The organism is Pedobacter steynii, assembly GCF_900103665.1.
Classification (GTDB): Bacteria; Bacteroidota; Bacteroidia; order Sphingobacteriales; family Sphingobacteriaceae; genus Pedobacter; species Pedobacter steynii.
Map to the genome: position 1 here is coordinate 81,056 of NZ_FNGY01000001.1, position 21,216 is coordinate 102,271.

Annotated in this window: 18 protein-coding genes; 11 read left to right on the plus strand and 7 right to left on the minus strand. The window is 42.7% G+C overall.

Translation table 11 applies throughout. The features are described from left to right. Nucleotides 1-19: 19 nt before the first annotated feature. A complete protein-coding gene (locus tag BLQ87_RS00260; protein WP_074603920.1) occupies nt 20-574 on the plus strand; it encodes a DUF3347 domain-containing protein in 555 nt (184 codons plus the stop codon). Nucleotides 575-611: 37 nt separating this feature from the next. Here BLQ87_RS00260 and BLQ87_RS00265 read toward each other — a convergent pair whose 3' ends face one another. From BLQ87_RS00265 to BLQ87_RS00275, 3 genes are read right to left on the minus strand one after another with little or no spacing between them, the layout of a single operon-like run. Next, nucleotides 612-1,625, minus strand: a complete 1,014-nt coding sequence (locus tag BLQ87_RS00265; protein WP_074603921.1) for an NAD-dependent epimerase/dehydratase family protein — start codon at nt 1,623-1,625, stop codon at nt 612-614. 59 nt (nt 1,626-1,684) lie between these two features. Then, nucleotides 1,685-2,266: a Crp/Fnr family transcriptional regulator gene (locus BLQ87_RS00270; RefSeq protein ID WP_074603922.1), complete on the minus strand. Its 582-nt coding sequence runs from the start codon at nt 2,264-2,266 to the stop codon at nt 1,685-1,687. After that, nucleotides 2,263-2,622, minus strand: coding sequence for a winged helix-turn-helix transcriptional regulator (locus tag BLQ87_RS00275; RefSeq protein ID WP_074603923.1), 360 nt, complete (start codon nt 2,620-2,622; stop codon nt 2,263-2,265). The genes BLQ87_RS00270 and BLQ87_RS00275 overlap by 4 nt, the downstream gene beginning before the upstream one ends. A gap of 72 nt (nt 2,623-2,694) precedes the next feature. Between BLQ87_RS00275 and BLQ87_RS00280 the strand changes: the two genes are divergently transcribed. From BLQ87_RS00280 to BLQ87_RS00290, 3 genes are all read left to right on the plus strand, one after another. After that, nucleotides 2,695-3,144: a VOC family protein gene (locus BLQ87_RS00280; protein WP_074603924.1), complete on the plus strand. Its 450-nt coding sequence runs from the start codon at nt 2,695-2,697 to the stop codon at nt 3,142-3,144. Between the two features lie 87 nt (nt 3,145-3,231). Continuing rightward, nucleotides 3,232-5,820 (plus strand): phosphatidylglycerol lysyltransferase domain-containing protein, encoded by a 2,589-nt coding sequence (locus tag BLQ87_RS00285; protein WP_083361621.1) that lies wholly within the window; start codon nt 3,232-3,234, stop codon nt 5,818-5,820. A gap of 4 nt (nt 5,821-5,824) precedes the next feature. Continuing rightward, nucleotides 5,825-7,258, plus strand: a complete 1,434-nt coding sequence (locus BLQ87_RS00290; protein ID WP_074603925.1) for an AcvB/VirJ family lysyl-phosphatidylglycerol hydrolase — start codon at nt 5,825-5,827, stop codon at nt 7,256-7,258. A 24-nt stretch (nt 7,259-7,282) separates the two neighbouring features. On the opposite strand, the gene BLQ87_RS00295 is transcribed toward BLQ87_RS00290, so the two are convergent. Continuing rightward, complete coding sequence (locus BLQ87_RS00295) at nt 7,283-7,849, minus strand: DUF1003 domain-containing protein (RefSeq protein WP_245723764.1); 567 nt, start codon at nt 7,847-7,849, stop codon at nt 7,283-7,285. 388 nt (nt 7,850-8,237) lie between these two features. Between BLQ87_RS00295 and BLQ87_RS00305 the strand changes: the two genes are divergently transcribed. After that, nucleotides 8,238-8,543: a hypothetical protein gene (locus tag BLQ87_RS00305; RefSeq protein WP_074603928.1), complete on the plus strand. Its 306-nt coding sequence runs from the start codon at nt 8,238-8,240 to the stop codon at nt 8,541-8,543. A 209-nt stretch (nt 8,544-8,752) separates the two neighbouring features. On the opposite strand, the gene BLQ87_RS00310 is transcribed toward BLQ87_RS00305, so the two are convergent. After that, nucleotides 8,753-9,469: a DUF4397 domain-containing protein gene (locus tag BLQ87_RS00310; RefSeq protein ID WP_074604873.1), complete on the minus strand. Its 717-nt coding sequence runs from the start codon at nt 9,467-9,469 to the stop codon at nt 8,753-8,755. A 312-nt stretch (nt 9,470-9,781) separates the two neighbouring features. Here BLQ87_RS00310 and BLQ87_RS00315 point away from each other — a divergent pair, with 312 nt between their 5' ends. Next, nucleotides 9,782-11,947, plus strand: coding sequence for an alpha-galactosidase (locus BLQ87_RS00315; RefSeq protein ID WP_074603929.1), 2,166 nt, complete (start codon nt 9,782-9,784; stop codon nt 11,945-11,947). A gap of 6 nt (nt 11,948-11,953) precedes the next feature. Beyond that, on the plus strand, nt 11,954-13,318 hold the full coding sequence (locus BLQ87_RS00320; protein WP_074603930.1) for a glycoside hydrolase family 28 protein: 1,365 nt from the start codon (nt 11,954-11,956) through the stop codon (nt 13,316-13,318). Here the strand turns inward: BLQ87_RS00320 and BLQ87_RS00325 are convergent. After that, the gene (locus BLQ87_RS00325; RefSeq protein WP_074603931.1) at nt 13,308-13,808 is read right to left on the minus strand and encodes a DinB family protein; all 501 of its coding nucleotides are present in this window, start codon (nt 13,806-13,808) and stop codon (nt 13,308-13,310) included. The genes BLQ87_RS00320 and BLQ87_RS00325 overlap by 11 nt on opposite strands. Before the next feature lie 160 nt (nt 13,809-13,968). Between BLQ87_RS00325 and BLQ87_RS00330 the strand changes: the two genes are divergently transcribed. Genes BLQ87_RS00330 through BLQ87_RS00340 form a run of 3 tightly spaced genes read left to right on the plus strand, consistent with a single transcriptional unit; the run spans nt 13,969 to nt 17,587 of the window. After that, a complete protein-coding gene (locus tag BLQ87_RS00330) occupies nt 13,969-15,078 on the plus strand; it encodes a sensor histidine kinase (RefSeq protein WP_074603932.1) in 1,110 nt (369 codons plus the stop codon). After that, nucleotides 15,075-15,794: a LytR/AlgR family response regulator transcription factor gene (locus BLQ87_RS00335; RefSeq protein WP_172664776.1), complete on the plus strand. Its 720-nt coding sequence runs from the start codon at nt 15,075-15,077 to the stop codon at nt 15,792-15,794. Before BLQ87_RS00330 ends, BLQ87_RS00335 begins: the two co-directional genes overlap by 4 nt. Nucleotides 15,795-15,826: 32 nt before the next feature. Further along, nucleotides 15,827-17,587 carry a CocE/NonD family hydrolase gene (locus BLQ87_RS00340; RefSeq protein WP_074603933.1) on the plus strand — a complete coding sequence of 587 codons (1,761 nt, stop codon included), beginning with the start codon at nt 15,827-15,829 and terminating at the stop codon, nt 17,585-17,587. On the opposite strand, the gene BLQ87_RS00345 is transcribed toward BLQ87_RS00340, so the two are convergent. Then, entirely contained in the window at nt 17,584-18,219 is a 636-nt protein-coding gene (locus BLQ87_RS00345; protein ID WP_172664777.1) for a YdcF family protein, read from the minus strand. The genes BLQ87_RS00340 and BLQ87_RS00345 overlap by 4 nt on opposite strands. A 449-nt stretch (nt 18,220-18,668) precedes the next feature. On the opposite strand from BLQ87_RS00345, the gene BLQ87_RS00350 reads away from it, so the two are divergent. Next, a complete protein-coding gene (locus tag BLQ87_RS00350; protein ID WP_074603935.1) occupies nt 18,669-21,200 on the plus strand; it encodes a BamA/TamA family outer membrane protein in 2,532 nt (843 codons plus the stop codon). Nucleotides 21,201-21,216 lie beyond the last annotated feature (16 nt).

Here is a 21,216-nt window from a genome sequence, read left to right on the forward strand (position 1 = left end):
AACCATTAATTAAATAAAAATGAAAACAGTTAGAAATCTAGCCTTTACGTTCGCCACAGTAACGCTATTTGCAGCATGTGGAAATACACAGAAACCTGCGGAAGAATCTCATGAAGGCCATAATCATGGAACAGAGAAAACGGAAGTAACGAAAAATGAAACCAGTAGTGCGCAGTTAAAAGACGATAAGCTAAATGCAGTTTATCCCCATTATCTGAAACTGAGTGCCGCCTTGATCGCTGCTGATGTAGCAGAAGCAAAAGTCGCTGCTCAGGCAATAGAACTTGGGGCTAAAGAACTTGGAAATGGAGCCGCTTTACTTGGATTGGCAACCAAAATCAGTAATGCTGCGGATATTGAAGTTCAAAGAACAGCTTTTGCCGCATTGAGCGCTGATTTTATTGAAAGAGTGAAGGCTTCAGGTGTTAACACCGGGGAAATATATGTAGAGTATTGTCCAATGGCCATGAACGATAAAGGTGCTTCCTGGTTGAGTAATGAAAAGGACATTAAAAACCCTTATTACGGGGAATCGATGTTGACTTGCGGAGAAGTGAAAGAAATGATTAAATAAGGTGGCTTATGATATTGTGGTCCTAAGGACCGCAATATCATAAAAACAGCGTCTTGTTATTCATCAGGTATTGCAAAGATTCCACAACGATCTGCCGGGGAGGTTTTGGATTAAAGCCCAATTCTGTGCGTGCCTTACTGATGTCAAAATTCTGCTGTAAACCAGAGAACATAGAGAGGTCGGTTACCGATAATAAAGGGGCCTGTCCTTTAATTTTGCCATTGATTTCCATCAACCAGGCAATCAGATACAATAAACCTTTTGGAACGGATGCAGGCATTTTAATCCCTAATTCAGGGAATAATTCTTTTGCTATGGCTGTCACTTCCTGAATGCCCATACATTGTTCATTTGCCAGGATGTAACGTTCTCCGTTTCTTCCTTTTTGTGCAGCCTGATAGAGCCCTTCAGCCACATCTTTAACGTCTACCCAGTTCAACGTAATTTTGGTGTCTACCGGGATTTCCTTGTTCAGCACCAGCTTTAAAATGCCATAGGAAACACTTAAGGGAGGAAAGGCCGTCTGACCGATCATGGCGGAAGGCATCACCGAAACCAATTCTATTCCATGTTTTGCCGATAGTTCAAAGGCCAGTTTTTCTCCGTCATTTTTTGAATTGTAATACCAGTTCCGGCGGTCGGGATTGTAGCCATTGCTTTCCCTGGTAGGAAGCTGGGTATAGTCCAATGCGGCAATAGAACTCACATAAACGATTTTTTTGACGCCTGCTTCTTTTGCCGCTTCAATGCAAAGCCGGGTTCCGTCCATATTGACATCGTAGATTTCTTTTACAGGATCTTTAGCCCATAATTTAAAAGAAGCACCTACAGCATAAAAGGTATGAACCCCTTCAAGGGCATTTACCATAGATTTTTTATCGGTAATGTCGGCTTTTACCAGTTCTGCTTTTAATCCGTTAAAAGGGAGGGTGTTGGACAAGTCACGCACAGAAGCGCGAACGTTAATTCCTTTATTCAACAAGGTCCTGATCAGGTTATTTCCCAAATGCCCGTTGGCACCGGTAACCAAAGAAAGAGGTGTATTTTCCATTTGTTTATTTTTTATCAAACAAAGGTCGGACACCCGATTTCTAATCTACCTAACCTGGGTTAGGAAATGAGCTGTCTTCTGATTCTGCTTAAACTCTCCGGCTTGATGCCGATAAAGGATGCGATAATCTGCAGGGGCACCTGCTGGATCAGCTCCGGAGATTCATTCAATAGTTTTAAATACCGCTGATCTGCAGAGAGGGTCAGGATATCTCTGGTACGTTGCTCATTATAAACAATAGACTGGTCGTAGATCTTACGGCCGGCTTCCGCCCATTTAGGACTCTGTTCATATAAATGGTCCAGGTCTTTTTTGTTGATCCGGAGTAAAGAACATGGGGTGATACATTCTACAATTTCTGTTGATCTTGTTTCCGTCATGAAGCTCCCAAAGGAGGTGATAAAACCATTTGGGCAATTCAGGTGACAGGTGATGGCTTCTCCATCATGGTAGTAATAGACCCTGACGAAGCCGGTATTTGTAAAGTATAAGTATTTTGGAATGGTGTTTTCCTCCACCAATACCGTTCCTTTTTTTACTTCAATGGGTTCAAACAACCTTTCTATAAGCGCTTTGTCGGTATCTTCCGCATCGGAGTATTCCGGAAAGAGGTTCAATATTTTATGGTAAGGATCTTTCATCTGCTGGTCTGAATTGGTTGATGTGTGGTGCCCCAGGCGGAAAGACTGTTGATGACTGCTTCCAGGCTTCGGCCAAGGGGGGATAAGCTGTATATCGGTAAATGTCCGGAAGTATCGTCTGAAATTTTCAGCAGCAGCTGATCTTCTTCCAGCGCTTTCAGTTGCAAAGCCAAAACACGCTCTGTAATGCCTGGAATGGCATGTTTCAATTCGCCATACCGGAGGTCCCTTTCCATTAATTTAACCAGGATCGTGAGTTTCCACCTGCCACTGATCACAGACAAAGTAAAGGCTGCGCTGCAAAATTCATGCAATGCCTGTTCATTCTCATAGTTCGTGGAAGTTGTCTTTCTCATTTGCTTACAATTTTGTAAGTGTCACTTTCTGCAGTATACAGGGTGTAAATTTGGTTAAAAATATCATGATTTATGACAAATAGCAGTAAAATTAAAGGCTTGCACCACCTGGCGATCCGTGCGAAAGATTTTGGTCAGACCTTAAAATTCTATACCGAAGCACTTGATTTTTCGGTTAGCCATACCTGGTCTTTACCGGAATTTAACATCCGGCAGGCCGCAATGCTGAAATCATCAGATGGAAATACCTTTATCGAGATTTTTGACGGGCAGGCGAATGCACCAAGGGAAGGACGAGCGGCCAATGAAGGAGAGGAGGTTCTTACAGGAGCTTTACTACACCTGGCGATGAGCGTAGAAAACGCGAAGGCAGCCTATGATCGTTGTCTGAATGCAGGGGCGATATCCTGTATCGAACCCATGAAACTTTCGCTGGGAAATCCTCCGGTAATCGTCAGCAACTCCCTGGTTTATAGTCCTAATGGTGAGGTGATCGAATTTATAGAAGACGCTCCTTTTTAAGGCTTTACATGAAGATTTCTTCATCTTTTTTATTTTGAGAAGACGTACCTTTATCTCAAATCAGGTACTGGTTATCCTATAAAAATAATGAAGCGATTTAAATTCTTTGTGCCTTTCCTCCGGGAAAATGGAAAAATTATATCCAGCTATGTGTTCAGTCTTTTTTTTATCGGACTGATCATTTGGTTCATTAAACAGCAACGCGGAGAAATACATCAGGTTAAACAATTGCTGGTAACTGCCCGGTGGCTTTGGTTATCCATCGGGATTGCCCTGAGTGTGGTCTACGTTTTTGTCCATGGGATGATGTACCGCTCGTCCTTTGCTGCGGTATCCAGTAAGATTTCTATCGCAGATGGTACCCTGCTTTATTTGAAACGCAATTTCGTCAGCGTCTTTTTGCCTGCCGGTGGGGTTTCTTCTCTGGCATTTTTCAGCGGGCCCATAGAGCAAAAGGGGGTAAGCAAATCTCAGATTAATTTTGCTTCTTCTATTTATGGTTTTGTAGGTATCTTATCGGTACTGGTGATCGCCATTCCTGTATTTATATATGCGATTTTACAGGGAAGTATTGGATATGGAGAGTGGTTTGGGCTGATTGCCGCAATCTTACTCATCGCGGGCATTTACTTACTTTACCGTTCTGTAATCCATAAAGGAAGCTTTTACCGTTTTATCGTAAAATATATTCCGGTAATTGAAGTTTATGCTGCCGAATTCAGGAGCAACAAGATTGAGCGGAAACATTTCATCTCTACATTTTTGTATAGCAGCCTGATTGAAGTTGTGGGTATTGTTCATATTTATATCGCCATGCTGGCTTTGAACATTCCAGCTTCCTGGATCATTGCCATCATTAGTTATATTGTAGCAGTCGTATTCCTGATCATTTCGCCTTTTTTAAGAGGGCTGGGAGCGGTGGAAGCCTCCATGACCTTTATTCTAACCCGTATGGGCTACACTGCACCGGAAGCCGTATCCATTACTTTTCTTTACCGTTTCATGGAATTCTGGATCCCTATGGTACTGGGGGCAATGAGCTTTCTTTTTCGGATTAATAAACTGTTAATGCGGGTGATCCCTGCCTTGTTTCTCTTGTTGCTGGGGGTGGTCAATGTCGTATCTGTACTTACTCCGGCAATTCATGAAAGGTTAAGGTTTCTGAAGGATTTCATTCCTATGGAAGCGATTACGGCATCCAATTATTTTGTCCTCGTGGCAGGGCTTTTCCTGCTGGTCACAGCGGCATTTATGCTGAAAGGATTGCGGATGGCCTGGTATTTTGGTTTAGCACTTTGTCTGCTTTCCTTTATCGGACACATCACTAAAGCGATCGATTATGAAGAAGCTGTATTTTCCCTGATGGTGATCCTGATCCTCATCGGCTCCAGAAAAGAGTATTATGTGAAACACAATTCTCGGTTAAGGTCTTTTGGCATCCAAACCACCTTGCTGAGTATTTTGGGGATTCTCATTTATGGAACCTTAGGTTTTTATTTTCTGGATAAAAACCATTTCGGGATTGACTTCAGCTGGTCGCAATCTATCCGTTATACGTTAGAAAACTTTGTCCTGATCGGAAGTAATGACCTGGAACCTCTGGACCATTTTGCCAGGGGCTTTCTATATTCGATCAACATCAGTGGTTTTCTGTCCATTGCTTTTTTAATTTATACCCTCATCCGGCCATACATGATGAAAAGTGATACGGAAGAAGCCGAATTTGAGCAGGCGAAGCAACTGGTAAGTCAATATGGGAATTCGGCGGTCGACTATTTTAAGACTTATCGGGATAAGCTGATTTATACAAGCGAGACGCTGGAAGGTTTTGTAGCCTATCGCATCGCAGGTAATTTTGCTGTAGTTCTGGAATGTCCGGTATGTGATCCTGCCATCAGAACTGCTTTTATCAAAGATTTTGACCGTTATTGTTTTGAAAGCGGAATGAAAAGCCTGTATTACCGCGTTCCTGAGGAAAGCCTGGAAGATTTTATCTCAACAGGAAAGAAAAAGCTCTTCCTCGGACAGGAAGGCGTCCTGGACCTACTTGGGTTTTCTCTGGATGGGGGAAGTAAAAAATCTATTCGTAATGCGCTGAAGAAAGTATCAGATCAGGGGTTCCAGAGCCGGGTATATGAGGCGCCAATTAAGGATGGTTTGTTACAAAAGCTAAAATCTGTTTCAGATGAGTGGCTGGAAGGGACAGAAAGGGAGGAGATTGTGTTTTCCCAGGGCATGTTTAGCTGGGAAGAACTGAAAGAACAAACGATCATTACGGTCGAAAATGCCGAAGAAAAGATCGTGGCTTTTCTGAATGTCATCCCCGATTATGTCAAAGATGAAAGTACGTACGACCTGATTCGAAAAACTACTGATGCCCCGAACGGGATCATAGATTTCATTATGGTGGCCTTATTTAAGCACCTTAAAGAAAATGGATATGCTGCGGTAAACCTGGGCTTTGCGCCGATGTCTGGCCTGATTGACCCTCATAATTTTCCGGAAAGGTCTATGAAATTTGCTTATGAAAAGATCCGGTCATTTTCTCACTATAAGGGAATGCGCGCCGCCAAGGAGAAGTTCTCTCCGGAATGGCACAACAGGTATCTGATTTATGACCATGATTTTGATTTATTACAGGTACCTGCGGCATTAACAAAGGTCATTAAACCCTAAAAAAATGAGAAGACTTACGACGATATCTCTGTTGCTGATCCTTTTTTGTGCTCCTGCCTTTTCCAATGAGGTGATTGATCATATTTCTTATGGGAAGTTTGGTAAAATTACAGTTTACCATCCTGAAAATACGCCGACTTCAGTCGTGCTGTTTGTCTCTGGTGATGGAGGCTGGAAAGATGCGGTAGTGGTGATGGCGAAAGATCTGGCTGCCGAGGGGGCATTGGTGCTTGGGATTGATGCCCGGCATTATGGTTATTATTTGTCTAAAGTCTCTGCAGCATGCCTTTATCCTGCGGCCGACTTTGAAGAGTTGAGCTTGTCGGTTCAGAAGAAATATAAACTGGTTAATTATCACAAACCTGTTTTAATGGGCTATTCTTATGGGGCTGTGCTCGTTTACGGGAGTTTGGTGCAAGCGCCACCTGATACGTTCAGAGGAGCGATTGCTCTGGGTTTTTCTCCGGATATCAATCTTAAAAAGCCTTTGTGCAGAGGAAATGGGTTGACACAGCGTGTGTTAAAAAAAGGATTTTCTTATTATTTGGAAAGTACAAAAAGTCTGACTGCACCTTTTATCGTCTTAAACGGAGAAAAAGACCTGGCCTGTCCATTTGATGCATCGGCGACTTTCCTGAGAGGGATACCCATGACCGAACTGATTCCCTTACCTAACGTGGGGCATGGCTTTTTAAATCATGGAGACTGGCAACCGGAATTGAAAACTGCCTTTAAAAAAATACTGGCCGCTCCGACATTTACTGAACAAAAGTCCATGGAGCATAAAGCAATGGCGGATAAACAGCTTAAACCTTACACCGGGAACCTGCCTTTAATCTTGATTCCTGCTGCAAAAAAGAGCAACCTGCCGATGGTCTTTATGATTTCCGGGGATGGGGGCTGGACCGGATTCGACCAGGCGCTGGCCGAGTCCCTGGCAGCTAAGGGGCTTGCCGTACTTGGACTGGATGCACAGAAATATTTCTGGAATGCAAAAACTCCGGAAAACAGTACCCTGGAGATTGCTAAGGCGATACAACATTATAAGGAAGAACTGGGAAAGGGAAATTTTATTCTGGCCGGTTATTCCTTCGGTGCTTCCATTGTTCCCTTTGTGGCCAATAGGTTGTCCCCGGAATTGAAAGCTGATCTCAAAGCGGTGATTTCCCTTTCTCCGGACGTAACGGCCGACTTTGAGATTCACCTGATCGACCTGCTCAATTTTGGCAGTTCAAAAAATAAGTATGATGTTATTGCCGAAATAAAGAAGATAAAAACGGCTGATCAGGTTTCCATCTTTGGCACAGGGGAAGGAAATGCGATCAAAAGCAAATTCATAAAGAGCGGATTAAAGGTGCTGACCATTGTCGGAGATCATCACTTTAATAAAGATTACGTGAGCATTTCCAGTGCCTTTTTAAAACAGGTTTCCGAGTAATCCCCCCGAAAACCTGTCCTGGTTTTATTTTGATTCCAGTCTGTTTAGCTTTTCACAGATTTCTTCCAGCAGCAAAAATTGTTTGGACTGCGTATCGTAAATCGTTTTGATCTGCTCTTCCAGTAAGAGGTCCATCTTTAAATGGAGCTTGCGGATCTCCATCTCTGCTTTCAGATTGATCATGTAGTCATTTTCCCCCCTCATGCGGTCTTTTTCCTCCTGTCTGTTCTGGCTCATCATAATAATGGGTGCCTGTAAGGCGGCAATACAGGAAAGGATGAGGTTCATGAGGATGAAAGGGTAGGGATCAAAGGCTGCTTTCCCAGGGGCCGAAGAATTATAAATGATCCAAAAGACCAGCACAATTAAAAACCAGATGATGAACACCCAGCTGCCACCGAAACGGGCCACCTTATCTGAAATTTTCTGCCCTTTACTGATCATTTCCGCGGGAGGGTTCAGCAGATTATTCACAATAAGCTGTTCTTCCTCGATGGTGTCTTTTACGATCTGATGAAGCTTTTTCAGGTGGTCATTTTCATCAGACATGAGCTGATTGATTTCTTTGTTTTCCATTGATGATGATTCCATTGATGAATAATTATTGACATACCTTTTGTTGTTCAGGCTGTGATTTAAAGATAGGTAATGTCAAATTCTTTCCGTAGCGCTGTTAATTTTTTTATTTTCTATTGTATTTTTCAACTTAACTACTTAATTTTGAGCTAAGAGGGGTTAATTATAGGAACAGCAAAATTGTTGTCATAATCTTACTCTGCCATTCGCCCGGATGGTAACCTGAATTTTGGAGATCAACGTTGTCTAAACCACCGTGTAACTGATATGCGGCCTGGCCATAGCCGAGTGCGGGGTTTATTCTAGAGTTTTTTTTGAATCGTAGTTTATTAACCATAAAAAAACTAACGTATGAAAAAACAATGTGCATTGGAATCTGCTTCGTTCACTTTAAATCAGGATTATGGACAAGTATAGGATTAATGAATGTATGGAAAAGCTAACTTACAATCAGCATAAGCTAATTAAGCGGCTTATTCCCGAAATTATCAAGGCTTCTATCAACACCTTCCACAATTACAGGAAGCTTCAGCTAGGCGATGATAAAGATATTCCTTATGAAACGGTACGGATTCTTGAAGTATTGTTTGGCCTGGAAGTTGGCGAATTAGCGAATTTCGAGGTAAAAGGCAAATCCTGCCGAGCGCTGTTTAAAGAACATCATATTGCTTTGGTACAGCCTCAGGATAATTATGAGGTAGAATCTTAACAAAACACAAAAAGGTATCCCGATAAAAGGATACCTTTTTGTGTTTTAATAGGAGCCGTCCTTACTCATCCCTTACGCGCTCATCCGTAAATTTTTAATATTTTTGATGCTGTCGTCCGCTTTATCATAGCCCTGGGGGAAGTTCTAATTTATTAAGGACGACAGATGGGATTGCAAATGAGGTCCGGACAGCTCCAGTATTTTTAACCTTATTTATTGGTCATTACTGCAAGCGCTAATGCATCAGCTGCGGGAGCAGTTTTCAGGCCTTTAGCCCAAATGGTATAGATCTTTCCTTTTTCGATTGTTACTTTTGGAAGGGTCGCTAAAACAGTTGCTGCGCCGTTTGCTCTGATCTCAAAATTGATCTCTGTACCTGGCTCAGCAGCGATGAAAGGGCTGAATTCTTTAAAATCCTTTTTAGCAATCAGTGCTTCCGCTTTTCCTGTGATGGCAAGGTCAAGAATTCCTGCGTCAGCACTTAGGTTGATGAAACGGATCTTTGCTTTATCTGCAGCAGGGGCAGTAAGATCATCCTCTACAAAAACAATCGTACTTGCTGTTTTGTCAGTAACAAAAGCAGAATAAGCTTTGTCTTCTTTGAATTCAACCGGAAGTTTTACCAGGATATCTGCTACGCCTTTTTTAGTCACGCTCAATTCTTTTTTACCAGGTTTTGCGATTTTCAGATCAAGTATTGTAGTGTTGTAAGCAAATGACGCTGCATTTGCTTTGTCTTTGTCAACGTAAAAATCAAGCTCAGCAACACCAGCTGCGGCATGAACCAAGGTAAGAGCTGCTGGTTTTACCACTGGAGGATAAACCACATCTTTGTCTTTTTTACATGAACTGAAAATAGAGGTTAATGTTAAGGCGCATACTAAAGTTTTGGCTATCGGAGAAAAATAATTAGTCATTGTTTTCATTTTTAAGGTTTTTATAAAAATTAGTAGTTGGTTAATGGCCATTAACACTTTCTCTATTAAAACGATTTGTTTCTTGAAAACGCAACAGTGGGAAGGAAAATAATTTACAAACTTGAAATTATCGCACTTCTTTTGTGAAATAACTGGAATTCCAGACGGGTTGTTTTTCTAATTTTTGCTGAGATTATTGATCATCCGGCCAATATGAGCAACTGATTATTTCCATGAAATCCGCAAATTGCCGGATCAGCTCATGGCCAATGAAGATTAACTGCTTCTAAACACACCATTGCCGATTTATAGCCGGAATTTATGAAGAAATACCATTACGTTTTTGTTGTTTTACTTTTTGTTAACAGCCTGGTTGCTGTCGCCGGAACCGCTCCGCAGTTGCTTATTGAAACGAAAAATAGTTTGCTTGTCTTTACTGTCGGGACTAATGGAAAGCTCTATCAGAGCTATTTCGGACAAAAGCCGAGTCATCCTGCAGATGCTGAGCTGCTGCAGTCTATGCGGCACGAAGCTTATATTGGCGCCGGAATGGGCGATCTTTTTGAGCCGGCCATTCGTATCGTTCATGCCGATGGAAATCCCTCTCTGGATTTGGTTTATGCTGGCCATAAAACAGAGAAAAAAGGAGATGACCTGAGTCTTACTACGATTACGCTTAAAGATCCAAAATATCCGCTAGAGGTGGTACTTCATTTCTCTGCCTATTTCAAAGATGATGTGCTGAAAACCTGGACAGAAATTAAACATCAGGAAAAGAAACCGGTAACCCTAAGCAATTATGCTTCCTCCATGCTTCATTTTGAAGCTTCAAAATATTGGCTCAGTCAGTTTGACGGAGACTATATGACGGAAATGAGAATGAAAGAAAGTTTGCTGACCAGCGGAATAAAGGTGCTGGACAGTAAATTGGGAACCAGGGCACACATGTACCGTGCACCAGCCTTTTTCTTGTCTTTCAATAAACCTTCAGATGAAAATAACGGAGAGCTGATCGCTGGTACACTGGCCTGGTCCGGGAATTTTCAATGTTCTTTTGAAATTGATCAACAGAACTCTCTGAGAATGATCAATGGGATGAACCCCTGGGCTTCCGAGTATAAATTGCCCGCTGGAAAACGTTTTGAAACTCCTGCTTTTATCTTTACTTATAGCAATAAAGGAAGAGGTCAGGCCAGTAGAAACCTGCACCGCTGGGCGAGGAAGTATGAGGTTCCCGATGGAGAACAGCCGCGTTTAACTTTATTGAACAACTGGGAAGCCACCCATATGGATTTTAATCAGGAGGTCCTGGTGGAACTGTTCGATGGTGCAAAGCAGCTTGGGGTTGATTTGTTTTTATTGGATGACGGCTGGTTTGGCAACAAGTATCCAAGAGATGCGGATAAAACAGCCTTAGGCGATTGGCAGGTAGATCAAAAGAAACTTCCCGGTGGACTAGCCCATTTGATTAAAGCCGCCGGAAGCCGGGACCTGAAATTCGGGATCTGGCTGGAGCCGGAGATGATCAGTCCTAAAAGTGAGCTGTATGAGCAACACCCCGATTGGATTTTGAAGCTGCCAAACCGGGAGGAGTCCTATTCCAGAAATCAGCTGGTGCTGGACCTGGTCAACCCAAAAGTGCAGGATTTCGTCTTCAATACGGTCAATGACCTGTTGCTGCAGAACCCGGGAATCGCATTCATAAAATGGGATTGTAACCGGATGCTGACCAATACCTATTCTCCTTTTCTGAAGGAAAATCAAGGTAACCTGTTTATTGATTATACGAAAAGCCTGTATGTCATCATGGAACGTCTACGAAAAAAATACCCTCATTTGCCCATCATGCTTTGTGCAGGAGGAGGGGGACGTGTGGATTACGGCGGATTGAAATATTTCTCGGAATTTTGGCCCAGCGACAATACTGATGGCCTGGAAAGGGTATTTATTCAATGGGGATACCTGAATTTTTTTCCTTCACTTACGGTCTCCAGCCATGTAACTTCAATGGGGAAACAATCCCTGAAGTTTCGTACAGATGTGGCAATGATGGGAAAATTGGGCTACGACATCCGGGTAAAGAACCTGAGTCCTGAAGAAATCCGGTTTAGCGCAGCGGTACTGAAAAATTATAAAAGGATGAGTGAGGTCATCTGGTTCGGTGATTTATACCGGCTGGTTTCCCCCTATGAAGAAAACAGAGCGGTTTTAATGTATGTAAATGAGACAAAAAATAAGGCCGTGTTGTTCAGTTATCTCCTCAATTTCAGAAAAAAGGAATATATGGGGAAAGTATTGTTATCCGGTCTGGACCCGGGAAAAAAATATAAAATCAAGGAGACCAATCTCTTGCCTGATGTGGCTTCGACACATCCGGATGATGGGAAATCTTATACCGGTGATTACCTCATGAAAATTGGTTTGAACCTGTCTGCAGGGAAAATTATTCCTTTAAGTAGTGCTGTATTTGAACTGATTGCAGAATAAAAAAATATGAAAAAACTCATTAGCTATTGGTTGATCTTCCTTGCTTTTGCGGGTATCGGAAAAGGAGCAGATGTCAGCATTGTTAAGCACGGTGCAAAGGGTGATGGAAACACCTTAAACACAGTGGCTATTCAAAAAGCTATCGACGAATGTCATCAGACCGGAGGGGGCAAAGTCATTTTTCCTGCCGGAAGATTTCTTTCCGGAACAATTGTCCTGAAAGACAATGTGACCCTTTACCTGGAAGAAAACGCCGTATTGCTCGGGAGTACAGACCTGGCAGATTACAGAAATATGGATGCTTTTACCGAAGGGTTAGGAATTGAGGTGGGCTGGGCTTTACTGGTTGCTGTGGATGCGCGGAATATAGGCATTGAAGGTGCCGGAACGATTGATGGGCAGGGATCAGCCATCAAAGCAAAACACATCTTAATGGATACCCGTCCTGAGGGAGAACGCTGGGGCCTGCGGCCTTTTCTAATTCGCATGGTCCGCTGTACAGGACTAAAGGTAACAGGAGTGACGCTTAAGTCTGCAGGCGCCTGGACTTCCCATTATTTCCAGAGCAAACAAATCCTCATTGAAGGCATTAAAATCGAAAGTATTGGCGTAGCCCATAATGATGGAATCGGGATTGACGGTTGTCAGGACGTACGCATTAAGGATTGCGACATTATCAGTGGTGACGATGCATTGGTCTTTAAAACCACTTCCAGCAAAATGGCTTGCAGGAATATTGTCGTATCGGGCCTGCGTTTAAAGAGCAACCAGGCTGGAATTAAGATAGGAACGGAGTCTATGGCTGCTTTTGAAAACATCAAAATTTCCGGATGCCATATTTACGATACAAAAAATGGCGGCATAAAGCTGCTGTCCGTAGATGGCGGCAGCATCAGGAATATTGAAATCTCAGACATCAGTATGGAGAATGTGAGGACACCCATGTTGTTTAGGTTGGGTTCCAGGCTAAGTGTATTCAGGAAAGGAGAAAGTAAACAGCAAACGGGGAGTCTGGACCAGGTAAGCATCAGGAATGTGAAAGCAATCGCTGCCGATGATGCGCAGCTGATGCCACCAACAGGAATACTGATCACGGGTGTTCCCGGTCATGACATTACCAATCTAAAACTAGAGAATATTGAAATTACCCTTGCCGGAGGAGGAACCGCAGAAGATGCCAAACAAATGGTTCCCGAAGCCATAGATCAATATCCGGAGATCAAAACCTTTGGTCCAAAAATTCCTGCCCATGGCTTATGGGCCAGACATGTAAAAGGACTGAAGCTCATCAATGTGACGTTTAAGCTTAAAAGTAAAGACCTGCGCCCGGCATTCGTTTATGAAGATGTAAAAGGACTGGTTACTCCATAGGAGGCATTCCGAAAGCTATCCACTCTTCTTTGGAAGGACCATAGATTCCGGGAACGGGCAAACCAAGCATGCGCATAATTACCGACATCTGACTGCGATGGTGACTTTCGTGGGCAATCAGGATAGAAAGAATTTTTCCTTTTTTCCATTCTTCGCCATACATATTCACCAGGTCGTCAAGATTGGAGTCTGTCCATTTTAACCTTACCGTACGCATCAATAACGTATTGTAATTGATGTAAGTTTCGATCAGCTCAGGCAGACTTGCCGGAATGGGAAGCTCATGGAGCAGATCGGTCTCAAATAAGCCTGCATTTTTACCCATTTCCGTAAGCGTTTGGGTCATATGCCAGGCCAGACGCTCCAGAGAACGTACATTTTCATGAATTTTTACTGATTTTGTTTCCTCGGTAAGATTGGAAAATATTTTAACGGTACTAGACTCTTCTTCTTTACGCGTGGTCAGGAAATCTTCAATACTGCGGTACATAATTCTCAGGTTTGGTGTGATACGAAGGTGCAAAGATTTCCTCAAACACTGAAATAAGAATTGAATTCTTATGATAAATTCTGCTTTCGTCCCCAAATATCTGCGCTCCTGTACTTTTTATTTCATACGCTATTCGGATTGGTATATTTGTTTAAGAATTATGGAAAAGCAAGAGGAAAATAAGCGTAAAATTAGTCTTTATTGGAAGTGTCAGCTCATTGGCTGGTCGCTTGCTTCTTTTTATTGGTTATACCAGGCGTTTTTTCTGGGCCGTATTTTTAATCCGGTCGCAGGACTGGTGCATTTTATATTCGATGTGATTATAGGGATTGGATTGACGCACATTTACCGGAGTATTGCTAAAAAGAACCAATGGGGGCAGTTGGCAACAAGCCGTCTGATGTGGTATATCATTCCATCAATTGTGGTTCTGGCATTTTTATACATGATGTTGATTTGTGGAAAGCTATACCTGATTAACGATTATTTTTTTTATGTGAAAGACAGGAATGCAAAAGCATATCCGGAAGATATGTATTCATCCCTTAAAATGTTTTTGAGATATAATGGCATGAACATTTTTATGACGGGTTTTCGATTGATGTCGATCTGGGTGCTGGCCTACCACCTTTATTTATATGCAAAGAGAGAAATCAGGGCGACAAAGGAAAATGCGGCGCTTGTCCTGGCCGCCAAAGAGACCCAACTGATCAACCTGTCTGCACAACTCAATCCACATTTCTTATTTAATTCTTTGAATAATATCAAAGCACTGGTAGTTGATGATCCTAAAGCTGCAAGGCGTGGAATTGACCTGCTGTCGGAACTGTTGCGGATCTCTCTTTACCGGAACCAGGTACTTTTGATTCCAATAAAGGACGAGCTGAGTTTAGTAAAAGACTATCTGGAACTGGAGAAACTCAGGTTTGGGGAACGGATGGATAGCCTGATGGAGACAGATCAGGAACTGGATGAGGTGATGATTCCGCCACTTTCTATCCATACGCTGGTTGAAAATGCGATCAAACATGGGATTGCAAAGAAAAAGAATGGAGGGATTGTCAGGATAGGCGTAAAGAAAGCAGGCGAAGAGTTACAGATCAGTGTGTTGAGTCCGGGAGCTTTAGATCCTGAAACAGGACATAAGGGATTGGGGCTCCGCAATCTGGAAGAAAGATTAGCGCTTCAGTATGAAGGAAAAGCAAGTGTCGCATTGATGCCTTTCGACCATAATATCGTATTGGCCACGATCTTAATCCCGTTAACATGAAAATAATTAAAGTCCTGATTATCGATGATGAACGGTTTGCAAGGGAAGAGCTGAAACGGGCCCTATCCGACTACCCTTTATTTGAACTTGTAGGGGAAGCGCAAAATGCAGACGAAGCAAGGGCGGAAATACAGGGTAAAAAGCCGGATCTGATTTTTTTAGACATCCAGATGCCCGGTGAATCCGGATTTGAATTACTGGCTTCTTTAGCCGAAGTGCCGGAAGTGATTTTTACAACCGCCTTCGATCAGTATGCGGTTAAAGCTTTTGAAATCAATGCACTGGATTATCTGATGAAGCCGATCCGAGATGAACGTTTTGCCCTGGCCATAGCAAGGGTGATGGAAAAAGGGAAAAAGCAGGAAGCAGAAAAGGGGACCCTAACGGCAGACCGGACTATTTTTATCAAAGATGGGGAACGCTGTCATTTTGTTAAATTAAGCGAGGTTTACCTCATAGAATCGATGGATAACTACGCACGGCTTTATTTTGGAGCTCAGAAAGCATTCTTAAAAACTTCCCTGAATCAACTGACTGAAAAACTGGATGAAGCGGTGTTTTTCAGAATCAGCAGAACCCATATCGTTAACCTGAATTACATCAAAGAAATCTTTCCAATGCCTAAAGGAAAGCTTCGAATCGGTTTGAAAACCGGTGAGCTGCTGGATGTATCCGACAGGCAGTCTGTTAAATTTAAACTTATCAATGGGGTTTAAGCCCTCGAAATCATAAATTTTATTGTATCAATATGAAAACAACAATCCATTTAATTTTGGTTTGCATGGGGCTTTTTGCCCATGCTTTCGGACAGCAGCCTAAGCCTGCTGTTCCACAAACTGCAACAGGAGTAGCTATTCAAGTGTATGATATTCAGGATAGTGTGCTGATTAAAACGAAGGAAGGGATGCAGCTTTCGGCCATTGTGGTCCGTAAAAAAGGAGCTGGAAAACCACAGCCTGCAGCATTATTTTTTACCATTTATGCCGATCATGATAACAATCTGGAGGAGGCAAAACGTTCTGCTGATCATGGTTATATCGGTGTGGTGGTGAATTCCAGGGGTAAAGCATTGAGCCCTGACCAGATCAATCCCTATGAAAAGGAATCTACAGATGTAAATGGGGCGGTCGACTGGATAAGTAAACATCCCTGGACCGATGGCCGGGTAGCGATATACGGTGGAAGTTATTCCGGTTTTGCAGCATGGGCAGCCACAAAACACCTGCACCCGGCACTAAAAACAATTGTTCCCTATGTAGCGGCCATCCCTGGCTTTGGCCTGCCAATGGAAAATAATATCTTTTTAAATGCCAATTATGGCTGGGGTTTTTATGTCAGCAATAATAAATACCTCGATGAAATCCTTTACCGGGATCAGCAGCACTGGAGAGATATGCAGCTCAACTGGTACAATAGCGGAGTGGCTTACCGGAAAATAGACAGCATCGAGGGACATCCAAATCCATTGCTGCAACGCTGGATTCAACATCCTTCCTATGATGATTACTGGCAGAATATGGTGCCCTGGCAGGAAGAATTTGCGAAGATCAATATTCCGGTCTTGTCGGTTACCGGCTATTATGACGATGGACAGATTTCAGCATTGCGTTATTTTAAAGAACATTATAAATACAATAAACAGGCAAACCATTACCTCATTATCGGCCCCTATGATCATTTTGGCGCACAAAGGGGAGGTGTTCCCGTATTGCGGGATTATAAGGTCGATCAGCTGGCCCTGATCAGTACCGCTCAGATTACGTACGACTGGATGGATTATGTGCTGAAAGGCGGGCCTAAACCTGCTTTGCTAAAGGATAAAATTAATTATGAAGTGATGGGGGCAAATAGATGGAAACATGCCCCATCGATCGAAAAAATGAACAATCAGGTATTGAGGCTTTATCTGAGTACCGAAAAATCGGGACAAAATCAAATGCTCCTCCCTAAAAAGCCAGGGCAACTTGCCTTCTCTGCCCAGGAAGTAGATTTTGCCGACCGGCAGCATAGCAATAATAACGATTATTATCCATACCCTATTGTCGGTAAAGAACTGGATAGAAGTGCAGGTCTCTATTTTATCTCGGAACCTTTTAATGAACCGGTTTCTGTTGATGGAATATGGAACGGAGTCCTGAAAGCAAATATCAATAAGAAAGATATGGACATCGGTATGACTTTATATGAAGTTATGCCAGATGGAACGTACTTTCATCTGGCTTACTTCTTAGGACGGGCCAGCTATGCGAAAGACATGACGCGAAGAACCCTGCTTAAAGAAGGAGCAATTAGCAGTATTCCTTTCTCCGGTACCCGCATGTTTAGCCGTTATTTAAGCAAAGGAAGCCGTTTGCTCCTGGTGCTCGACATCAATAAAAATCCCTTTGCCCAGATCAATTATGGGACAGGCAAAGATGTTAGCGACGAAAGCATCGCTGATGCCAAGGTTCCTTTAAAGATCAAATGGTACAACGACAGTTATGTTGATATCCCGGTTTGGAAGTACTAGCTGTCTTTGAGTTTCAATTGTTCCTGAACCTGATCTATTAACGCCTGAATCGTCTCAATCGGAAAATCTCCCCTTTTGCCATAAGTGATCAGCCGGAGGTATTCTCCCAGAACAAGGCTCTGTCCATACTTAGATTTGGACCATAATTGCCTGTTGACCGGGAATTCTGGCTGATCGGATGGCAATGGAAAAGGAATACAATAGAGCTTCACATCAGGAAAGAACCGTTTTAACGATAAAGCGGCCCTGGTAGAAGCATAGGAATGAGAAATAAAAGTGATGCTTTTTACCTGGTCAAAGGAAAAGATTTTCCTGGCTTCAGTGACGTTTTCAAGCGTATTCTTAGACAGTAGCTCCAGCACAATTTCTTTGTCGGCGTATTTCTTTGGAGGAATAAAAGAGAAAATGCTTTCTGATTCCGGTTTGTGATGGTAGTAGGAGCCTCCGAAGTTGGCTACCCCACCGGTGATTAAGACCTTCTGGACAATCCCGTTGTCCAGAAGGTCACAGATCATATCTGCAATTTCTTTGTGTTTTACATTGGACCCGAAAACAAAAAGAAGGTCTGAAGGAATGATGTCTTCTTTCTGGAAACAAAGTTCGGTTAATACCGATACCAATTCCGGGTCCATAACTGGACAGTGTGGGGTTTTTAAAATTTCCCTGTGTAGCTCATTTGGTTCCATATCCTGAATTATTGCTGTGTCAATATGACAAAGGATACCCCCCTCCCTGTTCTATTTTATTCCTATAAAAATGACTTGTCCCTACAAATTTTGAGTTCCCCCGAACTCCTTGTTTAATATACCCATGTTTGGGGATATAAACAAGCTTATTCCTATTGCTATTCAATATCGCGAGATCTGACGAAGGTTCTATTGTTTTTTTTGTTCATTATTAAAGCGGAATATTTCATCAATGAATATTAATAACAAATTGTTATATTTCTTATCACATGTTAATACGGCTTAATAACTTTATGAAGTACCTTTATACAGCATTAAAGGATTAATAAAGGAGGATAATAAAATGCAATGGATCATCGCTGTCTGGATCTCCAGACAATTTAAAAAGGTATAAAATGAATAAGTACATGCTCTTTCCTGCTTTATTGTTGTGGAGTCTGGGACTTCATGCTCAGGACTCCCTGAAAATCAGGATCTACCCGGACTATGATAAAGTAGGTAAATTTCATCGTTTCCTCTTTGGAGAAAATTACAGGAAGGAATATGCGCAGGAAACTACAGTTCCGGTGATCCGTCTTTCACAGATTAAAGGGGGCCTAACGCCGATAAAAAGGGGAGGAGGAAATCAGACACACTCCTTACGCCTGGAAGATAAGCAAGGAAAAGAATGGGTGCTGAGAACGGTTGAAAAATATCCGGAGGTACTTTTACCTGCGGAACTCAGACAGACTTTTGCAAAAGACATCATCAAAGACAATATGTCGGCACAACAACCTTTCTCTGCGTTGGTCGTGCCTGTTTTTGCAGCAGCTGCGGGAATTCCACATAGCAATCCAATGATCGGATGGGTGGTTCCGGATGAAGTGCTTGGAGAATATGCAGAAGTATTCGAAAATAGCTTATGCCTTTTAGAAGAAAGAGAGCCTGCAGGAGATACGGACAATACCGAGAAAATGCTGAAGAAGTTAAATGACAATAACAACAACAGTGTAAATGCCCCTTTATTATTAAAAGCAAAAGCTTTAGATGCCTTGCTTGGCGACTGGGACCGGCATGAAGACCAGTGGAGGTGGATTCCTCAAAAGACAGATACAGGTTTAAAATATATCGTCGTTCCCAGAGACCGGGATCAGGTGTTCTATTTATCGCAGGGACTGATTCCCAAATTTGCTCAGGCATCCTGGTTATTGCCGATGATTCAGGGATATGAACGGAACCTGAAAAACATCAATTGGTTTTTCTGGGAAGGCAGAAGTACCTATAACCGGATCTTCGGACAGATTGACGAAGCACAATGGAATGCAATTGTGAAAGAATTCTGCGCTTCCATGACCGATGAGGTTTTTGAAAAGGCGCTCAAGAGATTACCGGAACCAGGTTATTCGCTTCGCCATGATCAATTGCTGGCTCAACTGAAAGAAAGAAGAGCGAAACTGCCCGAAATGATGAATACCTATTATCATTTTATCAATAGGATCGCAGACATTCAGGGAAGTAATAAAAATGAATTGATCAATGTAACCGATAACGGGGAAAAGGGACTGACGGTCACCATGCATAAGCTGGCTAAAGACGGGAAAGGGAAAGATTTGATTTTCAGCAGATCATACGATCCCAGGGTAACGAAAGAAATCCGCTTGTATGTGAGGGACGGAAATGATAGCCTGACGCTAAACAACAAAAGCTCCGACATTAAACTTCGCATTGTGAACGGTGAAGGAAGCAAACACTATAATATAGTAAACTCGAAACGCCGGGTTCCATTTTATGGAATGGAAGAGGGCCTTACTTATTCCGGAGCAGAATCGAGATTGAGCAAACACATTGACAATGATACCAATAATACCCATTATGTAGCCACGGATCTGTATACGAGAAAGATGACCTTACTCAATGCAGGTTTTAATGCGGACGACGGGCTTTCCCTGGGCTTGTCTTTTAAAATGATGAGCCCGGGTTTCAGAAAGCTGCCTTTCGGAAATATCCATTCTTTTTCCTTCCTGCATTCTTTTAAAAGCAATGCGTTTAGCTTTAGGTATTCCGGCGAATGGTTCCAGGCATTAGGTAAAGCAGATATCGTTTTACAGGCGACTGCTTTTGCACCTGAAAATTCCCAGAACTTCTTTGGCCTGGGCAATGAAAGCCCTTATCGTAAAGATGGGGAACACATTAAATATTACAGGGCTAGGTTCAGCTTGTATGAACTGGACCCGGCATTGCGATGGAGGATAAATAAGAACGTCTGGACTTTCGGCCCTTCATTTCAATATTACCGCTTCAACAAACATGACAATGCAGACCGGTTTATCAGCAACAGCAACCTCCTGCATTCTCCTGATAGCGCGATTATTGACGAAGATAAATTGTATGCCGGTCTGGCGCTGGGCTTTACCCGGAACACCCGGAATAATGATGTATTGCCTTCTTCGGGTAATTTTATCGAAGCGAAGTTACGCGGTTATACCGGTTTAAACCGTGCTGCGGAGTCTTCCGTACAGCTTCAGGCCAGTTATGCTTTCTATCACCGTATTGGTGGGGGCAGGCGCTTTGTCCTGACCGATAGGGTTGGTGGCGGACTGACCTTCGGTAAACAAGCCTTCTATCAGTCTAACTTTCTCGGCGGACAAGGGAATATGCTCGGTTTCCGTTCCTTCCGTTATGGCGGACAGCACATGCTGTACAATAACCTGGAGCTAAGGGCGAAGGTGGCGAACATTGGCGGCTATATTTTGCCAGGTCAATTCGGCCTGACCGCTTTCTTTGATACCGGAAGGGTCTGGGAAAAGAACGATCAATCCGATGTTTGGCATTACAGTTATGGGGGAGGACTTTACTATGCTCCGGCCATTCTGACTGTCATCCAGGCGCAATTGGCGCATTCAAAAGAGGGATATTACCCTTATATAACCATGAAATTCAGGTACTAAGGAAATTATATTTTAT

Bases quoted from the DNA above. Each gene is read 5' to 3' on its own strand.
- BLQ87_RS00335 (WP_172664776.1), top strand. From the start codon at position 15,075: ATGAAAATAATTAAAGTCCTGATTATCGATGATGAACGGTTTGCAAGG.
- BLQ87_RS00275 (WP_074603923.1), bottom strand. From the start codon at position 2,622: ATGAGAAAGACAACTTCCACGAACTATGAGAATGAACAGGCATTGCAT.
- BLQ87_RS00285 (WP_083361621.1), top strand. From the start codon at position 3,232: ATGAAGCGATTTAAATTCTTTGTGCCTTTCCTCCGGGAAAATGGAAAA.
- BLQ87_RS00315 (WP_074603929.1), top strand. From the start codon at position 9,782: ATGAAGAAATACCATTACGTTTTTGTTGTTTTACTTTTTGTTAACAGC.
- BLQ87_RS00260 (WP_074603920.1), top strand. From the start codon at position 20: ATGAAAACAGTTAGAAATCTAGCCTTTACGTTCGCCACAGTAACGCTA.
- BLQ87_RS00295 (WP_245723764.1), bottom strand. From the start codon at position 7,849: ATGGAATCATCATCAATGGAAAACAAAGAAATCAATCAGCTCATGTCT.
- BLQ87_RS00290 (WP_074603925.1), top strand. From the start codon at position 5,825: ATGAGAAGACTTACGACGATATCTCTGTTGCTGATCCTTTTTTGTGCT.
- BLQ87_RS00345 (WP_172664777.1), bottom strand. From the start codon at position 18,219: ATGGACCCGGAATTGGTATCGGTATTAACCGAACTTTGTTTCCAGAAA.
- BLQ87_RS00350 (WP_074603935.1), top strand. From the start codon at position 18,669: ATGAATAAGTACATGCTCTTTCCTGCTTTATTGTTGTGGAGTCTGGGA.
- BLQ87_RS00310 (WP_074604873.1), bottom strand. From the start codon at position 9,469: ATGAAAACAATGACTAATTATTTTTCTCCGATAGCCAAAACTTTAGTA.
- BLQ87_RS00320 (WP_074603930.1), top strand. From the start codon at position 11,954: ATGAAAAAACTCATTAGCTATTGGTTGATCTTCCTTGCTTTTGCGGGT.
- BLQ87_RS00265 (WP_074603921.1), bottom strand. From the start codon at position 1,625: ATGGAAAATACACCTCTTTCTTTGGTTACCGGTGCCAACGGGCATTTG.
- BLQ87_RS00305 (WP_074603928.1), top strand. From the start codon at position 8,238: ATGGACAAGTATAGGATTAATGAATGTATGGAAAAGCTAACTTACAAT.
- BLQ87_RS00330 (WP_074603932.1), top strand. From the start codon at position 13,969: ATGGAAAAGCAAGAGGAAAATAAGCGTAAAATTAGTCTTTATTGGAAG.
- BLQ87_RS00270 (WP_074603922.1), bottom strand. From the start codon at position 2,266: ATGAAAGATCCTTACCATAAAATATTGAACCTCTTTCCGGAATACTCC.
- BLQ87_RS00280 (WP_074603924.1), top strand. From the start codon at position 2,695: ATGACAAATAGCAGTAAAATTAAAGGCTTGCACCACCTGGCGATCCGT.
- BLQ87_RS00325 (WP_074603931.1), bottom strand. From the start codon at position 13,808: ATGTACCGCAGTATTGAAGATTTCCTGACCACGCGTAAAGAAGAAGAG.
- BLQ87_RS00340 (WP_074603933.1), top strand. From the start codon at position 15,827: ATGAAAACAACAATCCATTTAATTTTGGTTTGCATGGGGCTTTTTGCC.